This is a genomic window from Streptomyces sp. NPDC045846, assembly GCF_056431605.1.
Genome location: NZ_JBWKKJ010000008.1, coordinates 618 through 14,552, shown reverse-complemented (window position 1 = coordinate 14,552; position 13,935 = coordinate 618). Strand labels below are relative to the sequence as shown.

12 protein-coding genes and 1 pseudogene are annotated in these 13,935 nt (G+C 73.5%); 3 read left to right on the top strand and 10 right to left on the bottom strand.

Annotated features, from left to right (window positions below; genetic code table 11):
* Nucleotides 1–38 precede the first annotated feature (38 nt).
* The gene (recN, locus tag AC07F3_RS22685) at nucleotides 39–1,784 is read right to left on the bottom strand and encodes a DNA repair protein RecN (protein ID WP_479116293.1); all 1,746 of its coding nucleotides are present in this window, start codon (nucleotides 1,782–1,784) and stop codon (nucleotides 39–41) included.
* 150 nt (nucleotides 1,785–1,934) lie between these two features.
* On the opposite strand from recN, the gene AC07F3_RS22680 reads away from it, so the two are divergent.
* Nucleotides 1,935–3,287: an FtsX-like permease family protein gene (locus AC07F3_RS22680; protein ID WP_479116292.1), complete on the top strand. Its 1,353-nt coding sequence runs from the start codon at nucleotides 1,935–1,937 to the stop codon at nucleotides 3,285–3,287.
* 21 nt (nucleotides 3,288–3,308) lie between these two features.
* Here the strand turns inward: AC07F3_RS22680 and AC07F3_RS22675 are convergent, their stop codons facing one another.
* The 3 genes from AC07F3_RS22675 to AC07F3_RS22665 are packed head-to-tail and all read right to left on the bottom strand — an operon-like array spanning nucleotide 3,309 to nucleotide 5,398.
* Nucleotides 3,309–4,226: an NAD kinase gene (locus tag AC07F3_RS22675; RefSeq protein WP_469839437.1), complete on the bottom strand. Its 918-nt coding sequence runs from the start codon at nucleotides 4,224–4,226 to the stop codon at nucleotides 3,309–3,311.
* Nucleotides 4,223–5,038 (bottom strand): TlyA family RNA methyltransferase, encoded by an 816-nt coding sequence (locus AC07F3_RS22670; protein ID WP_479116291.1) that lies wholly within the window; start codon nucleotides 5,036–5,038, stop codon nucleotides 4,223–4,225. The genes AC07F3_RS22675 and AC07F3_RS22670 overlap by 4 nt, the downstream gene beginning before the upstream one ends.
* A gap of 48 nt (nucleotides 5,039–5,086) precedes the next feature.
* Nucleotides 5,087–5,398 (bottom strand): hypothetical protein, encoded by a 312-nt coding sequence (locus AC07F3_RS22665; protein WP_479116290.1) that lies wholly within the window; start codon nucleotides 5,396–5,398, stop codon nucleotides 5,087–5,089.
* A 42-nt stretch (nucleotides 5,399–5,440) separates the two neighbouring features.
* Between AC07F3_RS22665 and AC07F3_RS22660 the strand changes: the two genes are divergently transcribed.
* Nucleotides 5,441–5,788, top strand: a complete 348-nt coding sequence (locus AC07F3_RS22660) for an SCP2 sterol-binding domain-containing protein (RefSeq protein ID WP_479116289.1) — start codon at nucleotides 5,441–5,443, stop codon at nucleotides 5,786–5,788.
* 513 nt (nucleotides 5,789–6,301) lie between these two features.
* On the opposite strand, the gene AC07F3_RS22655 is transcribed toward AC07F3_RS22660, so the two are convergent.
* From AC07F3_RS22655 to AC07F3_RS22640, 4 genes are read right to left on the bottom strand one after another with little or no spacing between them, the layout of a single operon-like run.
* A complete protein-coding gene (locus tag AC07F3_RS22655) occupies nucleotides 6,302–7,102 on the bottom strand; it encodes an ABC transporter ATP-binding protein (protein ID WP_479116288.1) in 801 nt (266 codons plus the stop codon).
* A 56-nt stretch (nucleotides 7,103–7,158) separates the two neighbouring features.
* Nucleotides 7,159–8,187 carry a FecCD family ABC transporter permease gene (locus AC07F3_RS22650; RefSeq protein ID WP_479116287.1) on the bottom strand — a complete coding sequence of 343 codons (1,029 nt, stop codon included), beginning with the start codon at nucleotides 8,185–8,187 and terminating at the stop codon, nucleotides 7,159–7,161.
* Nucleotides 8,184–9,239 (bottom strand): FecCD family ABC transporter permease, encoded by a 1,056-nt coding sequence (locus tag AC07F3_RS22645; RefSeq protein WP_479116642.1) that lies wholly within the window; start codon nucleotides 9,237–9,239, stop codon nucleotides 8,184–8,186. The genes AC07F3_RS22650 and AC07F3_RS22645 overlap by 4 nt, the downstream gene beginning before the upstream one ends.
* A gap of 56 nt (nucleotides 9,240–9,295) precedes the next feature.
* Nucleotides 9,296–10,324 (bottom strand): HAD-IIA family hydrolase, encoded by a 1,029-nt coding sequence (locus tag AC07F3_RS22640; RefSeq protein WP_479116286.1) that lies wholly within the window; start codon nucleotides 10,322–10,324, stop codon nucleotides 9,296–9,298.
* Between the two features lie 72 nt (nucleotides 10,325–10,396).
* On the opposite strand from AC07F3_RS22640, the gene AC07F3_RS22635 reads away from it, so the two are divergent.
* Nucleotides 10,397–11,680, top strand: coding sequence for a DUF1015 domain-containing protein (locus AC07F3_RS22635; RefSeq protein WP_479116285.1), 1,284 nt, complete (start codon nucleotides 10,397–10,399; stop codon nucleotides 11,678–11,680).
* 284 nt (nucleotides 11,681–11,964) lie between these two features.
* On the opposite strand, the gene AC07F3_RS22630 is transcribed toward AC07F3_RS22635, so the two are convergent.
* Both AC07F3_RS22630 and AC07F3_RS22625 read right to left on the bottom strand, forming a co-directional pair.
* Nucleotides 11,965–12,798, bottom strand: a complete 834-nt coding sequence (locus tag AC07F3_RS22630; RefSeq protein WP_479116641.1) for a tetratricopeptide repeat protein — start codon at nucleotides 12,796–12,798, stop codon at nucleotides 11,965–11,967.
* A gap of 72 nt (nucleotides 12,799–12,870) precedes the next feature.
* Nucleotides 12,871–13,935 (bottom strand): annotated as a pseudogene (locus AC07F3_RS22625) (hypothetical protein); the annotation flags it as partial.

Below are 13,935 nucleotides of genomic sequence, written 5' to 3'. Positions count from 1 at the left end.
GTCACCCTACGAGAGCCGCGGGGTGACCCGTCGAGCGGCTATCCGTCCGCGCGGGCCGTGGCGAGGAGCTCCTCCGCGTGCGCCCGGGCCGCCTCCGAGTCCTCCTGACCGGCGAGCATCCGGGACAGCTCGCGCACCCGGTCCTCGCCCTCCAGGACCGTGACGCCGGAGCGCGTGACCGTGCCGTCGTTGGTCTTCTCGACCAGGAGCTGGCGGTCGGCGAAGGCCGCCACCTGCGGCAGGTGCGTCACCACGACGACCTGCGCCGACTTGGCGAGCTTGGCGAGCCGGCGGCCGATCTCGACCGCCGCCTTGCCGCCGACGCCCGCGTCGACCTCGTCGAAGAGGTACGTCGGCACCGGGTCGGTGCCCGCGAAGACGACCTCCACCGCGAGCATCACGCGCGAGAGCTCACCGCCGGAGGCACCCTTGGCGATCGGCCGCGGCGGCGCGCCCGGGTGGGGCGCGAGCAGCAGCTCGACCTCGTCGGCGCCGGTCGGCCCGTACGCCACGGTCCGCCCGCCGACCTCCACGCCCGAGGCCTCGTCGACGGCCTCGCTCTGGCTCACCGAGAACGACACCCGCGCGTGCGGCATCGCGAGCGAGGCGAGCTCGGCGGTGACGGCCTCGGCGAAGCGGGCCGCGGCCTCGGTGCGGGCGTCCGTCAACTCCTGCGCCAGGACGGACAGTTCGCCCCGCAGCCCGTCCCGCTCGGCCGTGAGCTGCTCGATCCGGTCGTCGTCGCCATCGAGTTCGGTCAGCCGCGCCGCGCCCTCCTGCGCCCACGCCAGCACGGCCGTGATGTCCTCGCCGTACTTGCGGGTCAGGGCGGTCAGGGCGGCCCGGCGTTCCTCGACGGCGGCCAGCCGCAGCGGGTCGGCGTCCAGGTCGTCGGCGTACCCGGCGAGTTCGCCCGCCACGTCGCCGAGCAGGATGCCGATCTCGCCGATGCGTTCGGCGAGCGCCGCGAGCGCGGGGTCGTGGGAGCGCACCGCCTCCAGGGCCCGGTGGGCGCCGGCGACCAGGGTGGTCGCGTCCACGCTCTCCGGGTCCTCCGGGTTGCCGGCCAGCGCGGCGTGCGCGAGCGCCGCCGCGGAGGCGAGCGCCTCGGCGTGCCCGAGCCGTTCGGCCTCGGCCGCGAGCTCGGCGTCCTCACCGGGCAGCGGCTCGACGGCGGCGATCTCGTCCAGCCCGAACCGCAGCAGATCGGCCTCCTGGGCGCGCTCGCGCGCCCGTGTGACCAGCTCCTCCAGCTCCACGGCGACGGCCCGCAGCCGCCGGTAGGCCCCGGCGTACTTGGCCAGCGGGCCCGCCACCGCGTCACCGGCGTACCGGTCGAGCGCCTCGCGCTGCCGGGCCGGACGCAGCAGGCCCTGCTGGTCGGTCTGGCCGTGCACCGCGACGAGTTCGTCGGCGAGTTCGGCGAGCACCCCGACCGGCACCGACCGCCCGCCGAGGAACGCCCGTGAGCGGCCCTCCGCCGAAACGGTACGGCTCACCAGCAGCGCGCCCTCGTCGAGCTCGGCCCCGGCCTCCTCGGCCCGCAGCACCGCCGAGGTGCCGGGCCGCAGCGCGATCCGCCCCTCGACGACCGCCACCTTGGCGCCGATCCGCACCAGCGCGGGGTCGGCACGTCCGCCGAGCAGCAGCCCCAGGCTGGTGACGACCATGGTCTTGCCCGCACCGGTCTCGCCGGTCACCGCGGTGAAACCGGGCGACAGCTCGACGACAGCGTCGTCGATGACCCCGAGCGACCGTATCCGCATCTCCTCCAACACGGACACGACCTTACGAGGTCCGCGGCCCTGTGTGCGACGCCCCCCGGCCGGTCACCCTCTCGTGGAGCCCCGACCGCCGGCCCGGGGGAAATCCCCAGCAAGATCATGAGGCCTGCCGGATGGCCCCGGCGCCACCCTGCCCGCGAGGCTTGCCCCATGAGTACAGGACTGGCGCGCTCCGCCCTGCGCGGTCACCGCCCGGCGTTCGTCGGGACGTTCGTGGCCGCGCTGTTCGCCGCGACCGTGGTGAGCGCGTCGCTGACCCTTCTGGTCAGCACATCGGCGGACGGCCTGTCCGCGTCGGCGCGCCGCGCGCTCGCGGCCAACGACATCGGCGACATGGCGGTCGTGATGCTGATCGGCTCGATCTACCTGTCGGTCTTCGTGATCGCCTCGACGATGGGCGCGGCGGTGACCCAGCAGCACCGGGAGCTGGCGCTCGTCCGGGCCGTCGGGGCCCGGCCCCGGCAGGTGCGGCGGGCCGTGGTGGCCCAGGCGGTCGCCGCCGCCGTACCGGCCGCGCTCGCCGGGTTCCTGCTCGGCGGCGGCCTGTTGAGCCGGGTCTGGTTCGCGGGGCTGCGCGACCACGGGCTCGTCCCGGCCGAGGTGACCTACCGCTTCACGTGGTGGGCGCTGCCCGTCTGCCTGGCCGTCGCCGTGGTCACCTCGGCACTCGCCGCCTTCCTGGCCGCGCTGCGCTTCTCGCTGCTGCGCCCGGCGCGGGCCCTGGACGAGGCCGCGGCGGGCCGGCGCACGCTCGGCAGGGTGCGGGCCCCGCTGGGCGTGATCGCGGTGGCGGGCGGCGGCGCCCTGTCGGTGTCGCTGGCCCACCAGTCCGCCGACCGAGCGGGGCAGGCCTCGTTCCTCGTGCTGCTGCTGTTCTGCGTCGGCGCGGGGCTGCTCGGCCCGAAGGTCGTGGGTCCGGCCGCCCGGCTCGTCTCGGCCCCGGCCCGCCGGTTCGGCGGCAGCGCGCGCCTGGCGATGCTCAACGTCCGCTCGCAGCCGCGCCGCTTCTCGGCCGCGGTGGTCCCGCTGGTCCTGGTCACGGGATTCGGGCTCACCAAGATCGCGATGCATACGACGGCGGCCCACTACACGGGGTCGGCGGGCAGCGCGGGCGAGGTCTGGCTCGACTACTTCGGCACCGGCCTGTACGCCGGTTTCGCCGCCATCGCGGCGGCCAACACCCTGGCGATGATCTCCTTCGAGCGGCGCCGCGACATCGCCCTGCTCCGGGTGGTGGGCACCCTGCCGGGCCAGGTCCGCTCGATGGCCGCCTGGGAGGCCGCCATCGTCGCGGCCACGGCCCTGGTGCTCGGCGCGGTGGTCGCCCTGGCGACGCTGGCGCCGATGCTCACGGCCGCGTTCGGCTCCTGGGTCCCGTTCCTGCCGTGGCCGACCGCGCTCGCCCTGGCGGGCGGCACGCTGGTCCTGACCCTGCTGGCCACGGGCATACCGGTGCGCTCGGCCCTGCGCCGACGGGCCATCAGGACGCTCGCCGCCTCCTGAGGCCCCCGGCGCCCGGCCCCGTCAGTGCGGCGCGCCGCGCCAACCCGACACCGGCAGCGCGAACTTGGCGACCAGCCGGTCGGTGAACGACGCGTGGTGCAGCCGGGCCAGCCGGACCGGGACCGCCCCGCGCCGCACCTCCACCCGGGCGCCCGAAGGGAGTTCGACGGTGCGGCGCCCGTCGCACCACAGCACGCCGTGCGGGGTGTGCGGCTGCACCTCGACCGCGAGCACGGACGTGGGCGAGGTGACCAGCGGCTTGGCGAACAGCGCGTGCGCGCTGATCGGCACCATGAGCAGCGCCTCGACCTCGGGCCACACCACGGGCCCGCCGGCCGAGAAGGCGTACGCGGTCGAACCGGTCGGGGTGGCGCAGACGATGCCGTCGCAGCCGAACCCGGTCACCGGGCGGCCGTCGATCTCCAGGACGACCTCCAGCATCCGCTCCGGCGAGACCTTCTGGACGGCGGCCTCGTTCAGGGCCCAGTCCTCGTGCACCACGTCGCCGTTGTTGTGCACGACGACGTCGAGGGTCATCCGCTCCTCGACCTCGTAGGCCCGCGTCACGACCCGGTCGACGACCTTGTCGAGGTCGTCGCGCTCGGCCTCCGCGAGGAAGCCGACGCGCCCCAGGTTGACGCCGAGCATCGGCACACCGGAGGCGCGGGCCAGCTCGGCGCCGCGCAGCAGGGTGCCGTCACCGCCGAGGACGATGAGCAGTTCGCAGGCGTCGAGGCACTCGGCGGCGGCCTCCTCGACGATCTCCGCCTCGGCGGGCAGCGGCAGGTCGGCCGCCTCCGCCCGCAGCACCCGTACGCCGATGCCGCTGCGCAGCAGGCCCCGGACCACCAGTTCCGCACTGCGGATGGCGGCCGGTCTCCCCGTGTGCGCGAGCAGGAAGACAGTACGTGCCGATGTGTCGTTCTCCGACGAGCTCAACGGGGTCCCTCCGCCACTGCGCGCTCCACGTCCGCGGGATCGAGCGCGGGCGCCCCGGCCCGCAGCCACAGAAAGTACTCGACGTTGCCGGAGGGCCCGGGCAGCGGGCTCGCGGTGACCCCGGCCACCCCGAGGCCCAGCGCGGCCGCCTGCGCCGCCACCGTCCGCACCGTCTCGGCCCGCAGCTCGGGGCTGCGCACCACACCGCCACTCCCGAGCCGCTCCTTGCCGATCTCGAACTGCGGCTTGACCATGAGCACCAGGTCCGCGTCGGGCGCCGAGCACCGCACCAGGGCGGGCAGGACCAGGCCGAGCGCGATGAACGAGAGGTCTCCCACGACCAGGTCCGCGGGCTGCCCGTCGATGTCGTCGAGCGTCAACTCGCGTACGTTCGTACGGTCCTTCACGGTGACCCGGTCGTCACTCTGAAGGGACCAGGCGAGCTGTCCGTAGCCGACGTCGACGGCGACCACGTGCCCGGCTCCGGCGCGCAGCAGCACATCGGTGAAGCCGCCGGTCGAGGCCCCGGCGTCGAGCGCCCGGCGGCCCTCGACCTTCAGCCCCCGCGGTACGAAGGCCGCGAACGCCCCGGCCAGCTTGTGGCCTCCGCGCGAGACGTAGTCCGGATCGCCGTCGTCCTCGACCACGACGATGGCGGCAGCGGTCTCGACCTGGGTCGCGGACTTGGTGGCGACGGTCTTGCCGACGCTCACCCGCCCCGCGGCGATCAGCTGGGCGGCGTGCTCCCGCGACCGCGCGAGTTTCCGGCGCACCAGCTCGGCGTCGAGGCGGCGGCGTGCCACTCCTGCCACGTTCGGTTCAGCTCCTGTAGTCGTAGGTGTCGGCGGCCCGGCGGGCCGCTAGGGGCGGTGGTCCGCCAACGGCCGGACCGGCCCGGAGGTTCCCGGCACGGCTCCCGGTACGGGAGGCCCCTGACGGGTGTCGAGCGCGGTCAGTGCGTCGCGCAGCCCCCGGTGTACATCCTCGTACACCTCCAGGTGGCCGTCCGTACCGAGGTGGTCGACGTCCCCGAGCCGCTCGACGAGGGCGTCGATCGCGGCGTCGCCGGTGGGGGCACGGGGCACGTCCAGTGGCGAGGGGCCGGCCGCGTCGGGCTCCGCCGCACGTTCCACCTGGGGTTCCGCCTCGGGGCCCGGCATCGAGTCGCTCATGCCAAGACGCTACCGCGAAGCCCTGGGGTACGGTCGATCACGATGGCGACCAAGGAGGAGTGCCGCGACGCACTCGACAGGCTTTCGGACAATCTGGCCCGCGCGGAGGGCGACGTGCATGCCGCCGCCGCGCTGGACCGCTCGCTGAGCTGCCACATCACGGATCTGGACGTCACCTTCGCGGGGCGCCTCCAGGACGGCCGCATCGAGGTCCACGACACGGCTTCCGGGCCGCCCCGGGAGAAGGCGCAGATCCGGCTGGCGATGAAGGGGGACGATCTGGTGGCCATGGTGGGCGGCGAGCTGAACTTCGCGAAGGCCTGGGCTTCGGGGAGGGTCCGCCTGGAAGCGAGCTTCCGCGACCTCCTCCGCCTGAGAACCCTCCTCTGACCCGGCCCCGGGAGCCGTAGCCCCCTCCCGCCCCGGGCCGTCCAGGCCCAATCCGCGAACGGTGCCGGGCGGCTCGCACAGTTCCCCGCGCCCCTTGGCGGCACGGTGCTGGCCAGCACGCGCAACCTCAGCCCGTCCGGGTCTGGGCCGGACCCCCAGGCCCTCTGCGGACCGTGCCGGGTCACCCGCGCAGTTCCCCGCGCCCCTTGGCGGCATCGTGCTGGCCAGCATGGGCAACCTCAGCCCGTCCGGCGTTTGAGGACGAGCGCCGTTCAGGCGCGAACCGGGGTCTGGGGCAGAGCCCCAGGGCCCCTGCGGACCGTGCGTGGTTGCTCGCGCAGTTCCTCGCGCCCCTTGGCGGCATGGTGCTGGCCAGCATGGGCGACCTCAGCCCGTCCGGCGTTTGAGGACGAGCGCCCTCAAGGCGCGAACGGGGTCTGGGGCGGAGCCCCAGGAGTTCTGGGCGGCCTCACACCCCCGGAGGGTCTCGGGAAGGGGCGGGGTGGGGAAAACTCAGCCCACCAAGGCCCCCCGCCGAGGCGCCGCCGGCACCACCAGCGGAGTCCCCGTCTCCGGATCCGGAATCACCTGGCACCGCACCCCGAAGACCCGCTCGACGAGCTCCGCCGTGACCACGGACGAGGGCGCCCCTGAAGCCACCACCTCCCCCTCCCGCAGGGCGATGAGGTGAGTGGCGTACCGCGCGGCCTGGTTGAGGTCGTGCAGCACGGCCACCAGCGTCCGCCCCTGCGCCTCGTGGAGCTGGGCGCACAGGTCCAGAACCTCGATCTGGTGCTGGATGTCCAGGAACGTCGTCGGCTCGTCGAGCAGCAGCAGCGGCGTCTGCTGGGCCAGCGCCATGGCGATCCAGACGCGCTGGCGCTGCCCGCCGGACAGCTCGTCGACGTACCGCTCCCCGAGCCCCCCGACCCCCGTCGCGTCCATGGACTCCTGGACGATCCGCTCGTCCTCGGGCGACCACTGCCGCAGCAGCCCCTGGTGCGGGTAGCGCCCGCGCGCCACGAGGTCGCCCACCGTGATCCCGTCCGGCGCGATCGAGGACTGCGGGAGCAGCCCGAGGGTCCTGGCGACCTTCTTCGCGGGAAGCGAGTGGATGGCCTGCCCGTCGAGCAGCACCCGCCCCGAGGTCGGCTTCAGCATCCGGGAGAGGGCCCGCAGCAGCGTGGACTTGCCGCACGCGTTCGGTCCGACGATCACCGTGAACGAGTGGTCCGGGATCTCGACCGACAGGTCCTTGGCGATCACCCGCTGGTCGTAGCCGAGGGTGACCGACTCGGCGCTGAGGCGCTGCATGCTCGTACTCCTGGTAGAAGTGCCGGAATCCGCGAGGGAGTTGGGGGCAGTGGGGCTCATATCCGGCCCGCCCTGCGTTCGGTGACGAGGAGCCACAGCAGGTAGACGCCGCCGACCATCCCGGTCAGGACGCCCACCGGCAGCGTGCTCTCGCCGAAGAGCCGCTGAGCGGCCCAGTCGGCGACGACCAGGAGGGCCGCGCCCATGCAGGCGGAGGCGAGGATGTTGGGCCCGGTGGCACGGGTGAGGCGGCGGGCCAGCTGCGGCGCGGTCAGCGCCACGAAGGAGATGGGCCCGGCGGCCGCGGTCGCCGAGGCGTTGAGGAGGACGGCGCAGAGCATCAGGACGGTACGGGTCCGCTGCACCGGCACGCCGAGTGCGTACGCCGCGTCGTCACCCATCTCCAGCATCCTGAGCGGCCGCCCGAACGCGAGGACCACCGGAAGCAGCACCGCGAACAGCACGAGCAGCGGCCAGACCTGGGCCCAGTCGCGCCCGTCGAGCGAGCCGGTGAGCCAGACCATCGCGCGGGTGGCGTCCACCAGCGTCGACTTGGTGAGCAGGTAGTGGATGCCCGCGGTGAGCATCGCGGCGGCGCCGATGCCGACGAGCACGAGCCGGTAGCCGTGCACGCCCTTCTTCCACGCCAGCAGGTAGACGGCGACGCCGGTCGCGAGACCGCCGACAAGCGCGCCGAAGGAGACCGCGACCGCTCCGCCGTGGAAGAACACGATGACGGTGAGGGCACCGACCGAGGAGCCCTGCCCGAAGCCGATGACGTCCGGACTGCCCAGCGGATTGCGGGAGATGGACTGGAACAGCGCCCCGGAGATCCCGAGCGAGGCACCCACCAGGAGCGCCACGAGCACGCGGGGCAGCCGCAGTTCGTTGATGATGAAGTCCTGTGCGGGCGTGCCCGATCCGAGCAGGCTGCTGACGACGTCGGCGGGGGCGATCGTGAAGTCGCCGGTGCCGATCAGGACCACGGCGGCCGCGAGCGCGAGGACGGCGAGCCCGCCGACCACGGCCACCGCGCGAGGCTCGGCCCGCAAGGAGAGGCCGCCGGGAATACGTATCGCCTTCACAGCTGGGCCATCCTCCTGCGCCGTACGAGATAGATGAACACGGGCCCGCCGATGAGCGCGGTGACGATGCCGACCTGGAGTTCGGCGGGCCGGGTGACGACCCGCCCGACCACGTCGGACCCGAGCAGCAGCACGGGCGAGAGCACGGCCGCGTACGGCAGGATCCAGCGCAGGTCGGGCCCGGTGATGGCCCGGACGATGTGCGGGACCATGAGCCCGATGAAGACGATCGGCCCGCACGCGGCGGTCGCGGCCCCGCACAGCAGGGTGATCACGAGCATCGACGTGACGCGGGTCCGGGTGAGGTGGGCGCCGAGCGCGCGGGCCGTGTCGTCGCCCATGGCCATCGCGTTGAGCGGCCGCGCGAGCAGCAGGGCGACGACGAGGCCGACGAGGATGAACGGCGCGACCTTGGTGACGGTCGCCATGTCCGCCGAGGCCAGCGAGCCGACCTGCCAGAACCGGAGCTGGTTGAGGGCCGCGGAGTCGGTGAGCTGCACGGCGTTGATGTAGCCGTAGAGCGCGGCGCTCGCCGCCGTCCCCGCGAGCGCGAGCCGCACGGGCGTGGCGGCCCGGCTGCCGCCCAGGAGGTACACCGCGGCCGACACGACGCCCGCGCCCAGGAACGCGAACCACACGTATCCGGTGAGGGAGTTGACGCCCAGGAAGCTGATGGCGGAGACCACCGCGGCCGCCGCTCCCGCGTTGACGCCGAGGATGCCGGGCTCGGCGAGCGGGTTGCGGGTGAGCGCCTGCATGACCGCGCCGGCGATCCCGAGCGCCGCCCCGACCAGCAGCCCGAGCAGGGTCCGCGGCACCCGCACGTCCTGCACGAGGACGTCGTTGGCGGTGCCCGAGGCGTGGAAGAGGCCGTGCCAGGCGTCGCCGAGCGGCATGGGTTTCGCGCCGACCGCGATGCTGGCGACGGCGACGAGCGCCAGCGCGCCCAGGGAGGCGAGCAGGCCGACGGCGCGCAGCGTACGGCGCCGGGCGGTCGGGGCCGGGGGCGCACAGGTGGTCCCGTCGCGCGGCTGAGGAGGACTGTCTACCAACACGCAAGTTAGGTTAGCCTACCCTGCTCTCCGCTGGCGCGCCCCGGCCACCGGCCTCAAAGCCCCAGCAGCTCCAGCGCCTTCGACGGGTCCAGCTCGCACGCCCCGTCCCCGGCATGGCTCCACGCGGCCGCGCACAGCGCCCGCAGCCCGTCCATCGCCTCCCCGTCCCCGTCGAGCGCAAACGCCCCGTCCGCGACGGACGCGGTCCAGCCGCCGCACGTGAACCCGCCCTCCCGCGCGGCCACTTCGGGCTGCCCGGTGAGCAGACCGCGCAGATCCGCGTCGACGAAGGTGGGCCGGTGCTCCGGCCGCGCGGCCAGGAGCTGGGCCCCGTCGGTCACGCCGGTCAGCACGAGCAGCGAGTCGACGCCACCGTTGAAGGCGCCCTCGATGTCCGTGTCCAGCCGGTCCCCCACCACCAGCGGCTTCCGCGCGCCGGTCCGCAGCACCGTCTCCCGGTGCATCGGAGGCAGCGGCTTGCCCGCGACCTGCGGCTCGGCACCGGTGGCGATCCGGACGACCTCGACCGCCGCGCCGTTGCCGGGCGCGATCCCCCGCCCGCTCGGGATCGTCAGGTCGGTGTTGGAGGCGAACCAGGGCACCCCACGGGCCACCGCGTACGAGGCCTCCGCGAACCGCGCCCAGGTGATGTCGGGGCCGCCGTAGCCCTGCACCACGGCCGCCGGCTCGTCGTCGGCCGACTCCACCGGGACGAGCCCCCGCTCGACCAGCGCGACCCGCAGCCCCTCGCCCCCGATCAGCAACACCCTTGATCCCCGCGGCAGTTGGTCGGCGATGAGCCGGGCCACCGCCTGCGCCGAGGTGATCACGTCGGTCGGCTCCGCGGGCACCCCGAGCTCCGTGAGGTGCGCGGCCACCGCGTCCGGCGTCCGCAGCGCGTTGTTGGTCACGTACGCGAGACGCATCCCGCCGTCCCGCGCCACGGCCAGCGCGTCAACGGCGTGCGCGATCGCCGCACCGCCCGCGTAGACCACCCCGTCCAGATCCAGCAGGGCCGTGTCGTACGCCTCGTTCAGCGCCCGTTCGCTGCCGCTCGGCATGATCCGGCCGGTCTGGCTCATCTTCATCCACTCCTCGTTCGATGCTCTCCCCCCGATCATCGCGCATGCCCGTCCCCCACATACGATGCACGGATGAGCACAACTGGGCGTGCGGACCTCGGGCTGCGCCTGATCCCGTTCCGCGGACTGCGCTATGTTCCCGAGCGGATCGGCAGCCTCGCCGCCGTGACCTCACCGCCGTACGACGTGGTCGTACGCCCCGACGGGCTGCTCCACCTGGAGTCGGCGGATCCGTACAACATCGTCCGGCTGATCCTCCCGCAGGCGTCCTCCCCGGCCGCCCGCAACCAGCAGGCCGCGCTCACCCTGGACGACTGGCTCGACGAGGGCGTCCTCGCCCCGGACCCCGAGCCCGCCCTGTACGTCTACGAGCAGGAGGGCGACGGCATACTCCAGCGAGGCCTGATCGGCGCCCTGGCCCTGTCCGAACCCGCCGCCGGTGTCGTGCTGCCGCACGAGGACGTGATGCCGCACGTCGTCGAGGACCGCGCGGCCCTGATGCGCACCACCGCCGCCCACCTCGAACCGCTGCTCCTGACCTACCGCGGCGCGAGCACCCCGACCGGCGCGACCGCCGTCATCGACCGCACGATCCAGCGCGAGCCGCTCCTGCGCACCACCACGGAGGACGGTTTCCGCCACCGTCTGTGGGCCCTCACGGATCAGGCCGATCTCGCGGAGGTCCAGTCCGACCTCGCCGCCCATCAGGCGGTCATCGCCGACGGCCACCACCGCTGGGCCACCTACCTGCGCCTGCGCGACGAACAGGCCTCGCCCGGGCCCTGGGACTTCGGCCTGGTCCTGCTCGTGGACACGGCCCGCTACCCGCTGCGCGTCCGCGCCATCCACCGCCTCCTGCACCGCCTGCCGGTCTCCAAGGCCCTCGCGGCGGTCACCGCGTCCGGCGCCTTCCGCGTCCGCACCCTGGAGGTCCCGCTCGCCCGCGCCCTGGAGACGCTGGCCGAGGCGGCGTCCGAGGGCAACGCCTTCCTGCTCGCGGGCGACGGACGCTTCCACCTCCTGGACCGCCCGGACGAGGCGCTGCTCGCCCGCACGATCCGCGCCGACCGCCCGGCGGCCTGGCGCTCGCTGGACGCGACGGTCCTCCACTCGACCCTGCTCGACGAGATCTGGCGCATCCCGGACACCCCCGACGACATCGCGTACATCCACGACACGGCCGCTGCGGTCGAACAGGCCGAGCGCCACAACAAGACGGCGGTCCTGATGCACCCCGTACGCGAGGAGGTGGTCCGTGACCTGGCCCGCCAGGGCGTCACCATGCCCCGGAAGTCGACCTCCTTCGGCCCGAAACCGGCCACGGGCCTGGTGCTGCGCAGCCTGACCGTGAACTGAGCGGGCAAGGAGAACCGGCCTGAACCGGCCACAAAAAAGAGGCGGCGCCCCGAGCGGGGCACCGCCTCTTTTCAACTGTCAGACATCAGACGCCGCCAGCTGTCAGACACTCGCTGTCAGACGTTCTAAGGCGGACAGCGAGTGTCAGACGTCCTCTGCCAGACAGTTTCTGTCAGACGTCACCTGTCAGACGGCTTCTGCCAGACGCCATCCGTCGGACGCCATCTGCCAGACGCCATCTGTCAGCCCTTCCCCGTCAGACGGTTTCTGTCTGGCAGCCGTTGTCAGGCGTCCTTGTTGACCGGCGGGAGGGGCTCGCCGGGGGCGGGCTCCACGAGGTCGGCGTCGACGATCTCGGCGGCGTGCGCGGCATCCGCGTCGTCGCCCTCGAAGTCGTCCTCCTCCTCGCCCTCGTCGGCGAAGTCGGGCTCGTCAGCCAGGTCATCGGCGGCGGGGGCTTCGATGTCGCCGTCCGCCTCGTCCTCGACCATGGCGTCGACGAAGTCGACACCGTCCATCTCCGCGAGCCGGTCGGAGGCGTCGGTCGTGCCGTCCTTGTCCGCCTCCAGCGCCTTGGCGAACCACTCGCGGGCCTCGTCCTCACGCGTGGCCGCCAGCAGCGCGTCCGCGTACGCGTAGCGCAGACGGGCGGTCCACGGCTGGACGGAGTTCGACGCGAGCTCAGGGCTCTGCAGGGTCACGATGGCGGCGTCCAGCTGCCCCATGTCCCGGCGCGCCCCGGCCGCGACGAGACGCATCTCGACCTGCCCGGCCTTGTCCAGCTTCTGCACCTCGGGCTCGCCGGCCATGGCCAGCGCCCGCTCGGGACGCCCGAGCCCGCGCTCGCAGTCGGCCATGACGGGCCACAGCTCGACGGACCCGGTCATGCGCCGCGCGGCACGGAACTCCGCGAGGGCCTCCGAGTACTTCTGCGTGGCGTACGCGGCGAAGCCCGCGGCCTCACGAACGGCGGCGACACGGGAGGCGAGCCGCAGCGCGATGCGCGAGTACGCGTAGGCCTGCTCGGGCTCCTCGTCGATGAGCCGGGCCACCATCACCAGGTTGCACGCAACCTCCTCGGCAAGGCCCTTGGGCAGGCTCATCAGCTCCTGGCGCACGTCCTCGTCGATCTCGTTGCCGGTGACGTCCTCGTCGATCGGCAGCCGCTTGACGGGCTCACGGTCACGATCCCGGTCCCGGTCGTCACGGCGCCCGTAGCCACCGCGGTCCTCGCGCGCCCCGTAGCCACCCCGGTCGTCCCGCCGGTCGTCCCGGCCGCGGTACCCACCACGGTCGCCGCGGTCGTCGCGACGGAAGCCACCGCGGTCGTCATCGCGACGCGGGGCCGGACGGTCATCACGACGCCCGTACCCACCACGGTCATCGTCCCGACGCGGGGCCGGACGGTCATCACGGCGGAAGCCACCGCCGCGGTTGTCGTCGCGACGGAACCCACCGCGGTCGTCATCACGGCGCGGAGCCGGACGGTCGCCACGGTCGTCCCGACGGAACCCACCCCGGTCATCGTCCCGACGCGGAGCCGGACGGTCATCACGACGCCCGTACGAAGACCCGCCACCACGGCTGTCATCGCGACGGAAGCCACCGCCGCCACCGCGATTGTCGTCCCGACGGAACCCACCACGGTCATCGTCGCGGCGGAAGCCACCGCGGTCGTCATCACGACGCGGGGCCGGACGGTCATCACGACGCCCGTACGAAGACCCGCCACCACGGCTGTCATCGCGACGGAAGCCACCGCCGCCGCCACGGTTGTCGTCACGGCGGAATCCGCCGCGGTCGTCATCGCGACGCGGGGCCGGACGGTCATCACGGCGGAAGCCACCGCCGCGGTTGTCGTCACGGCGGAACCCACCGCGGTCGTCATCACGGCGAGGGGCCGGACGGTCATCACGACGCCCATAGGAAGAACCGGAACCACCACGGTTGTCGTCGCGACGGAAGCCACCGCCACCACCGCGATTGTCGTCCCGACGGAACCCACCACGGTCGTCATCACGACGCGGAGCCGGACGATCATCACGACGACCGTACGAGGAGCCGGAGCCGCCGCGGTTGTCGTCGCGACGTCCGTACGAGGACCCGCCACCACGGTTGTCGTCCCGACGGAAGCCACCGCGGTCGTCATCGCGACGCGGGGCCGGACGGTCATCACGACGCCCATAGGAAGAACCGGAACCACCACGGTTGTCGTCGCGACGGAAGCCACCGCCACCACCGCGATTGTCGTCCCG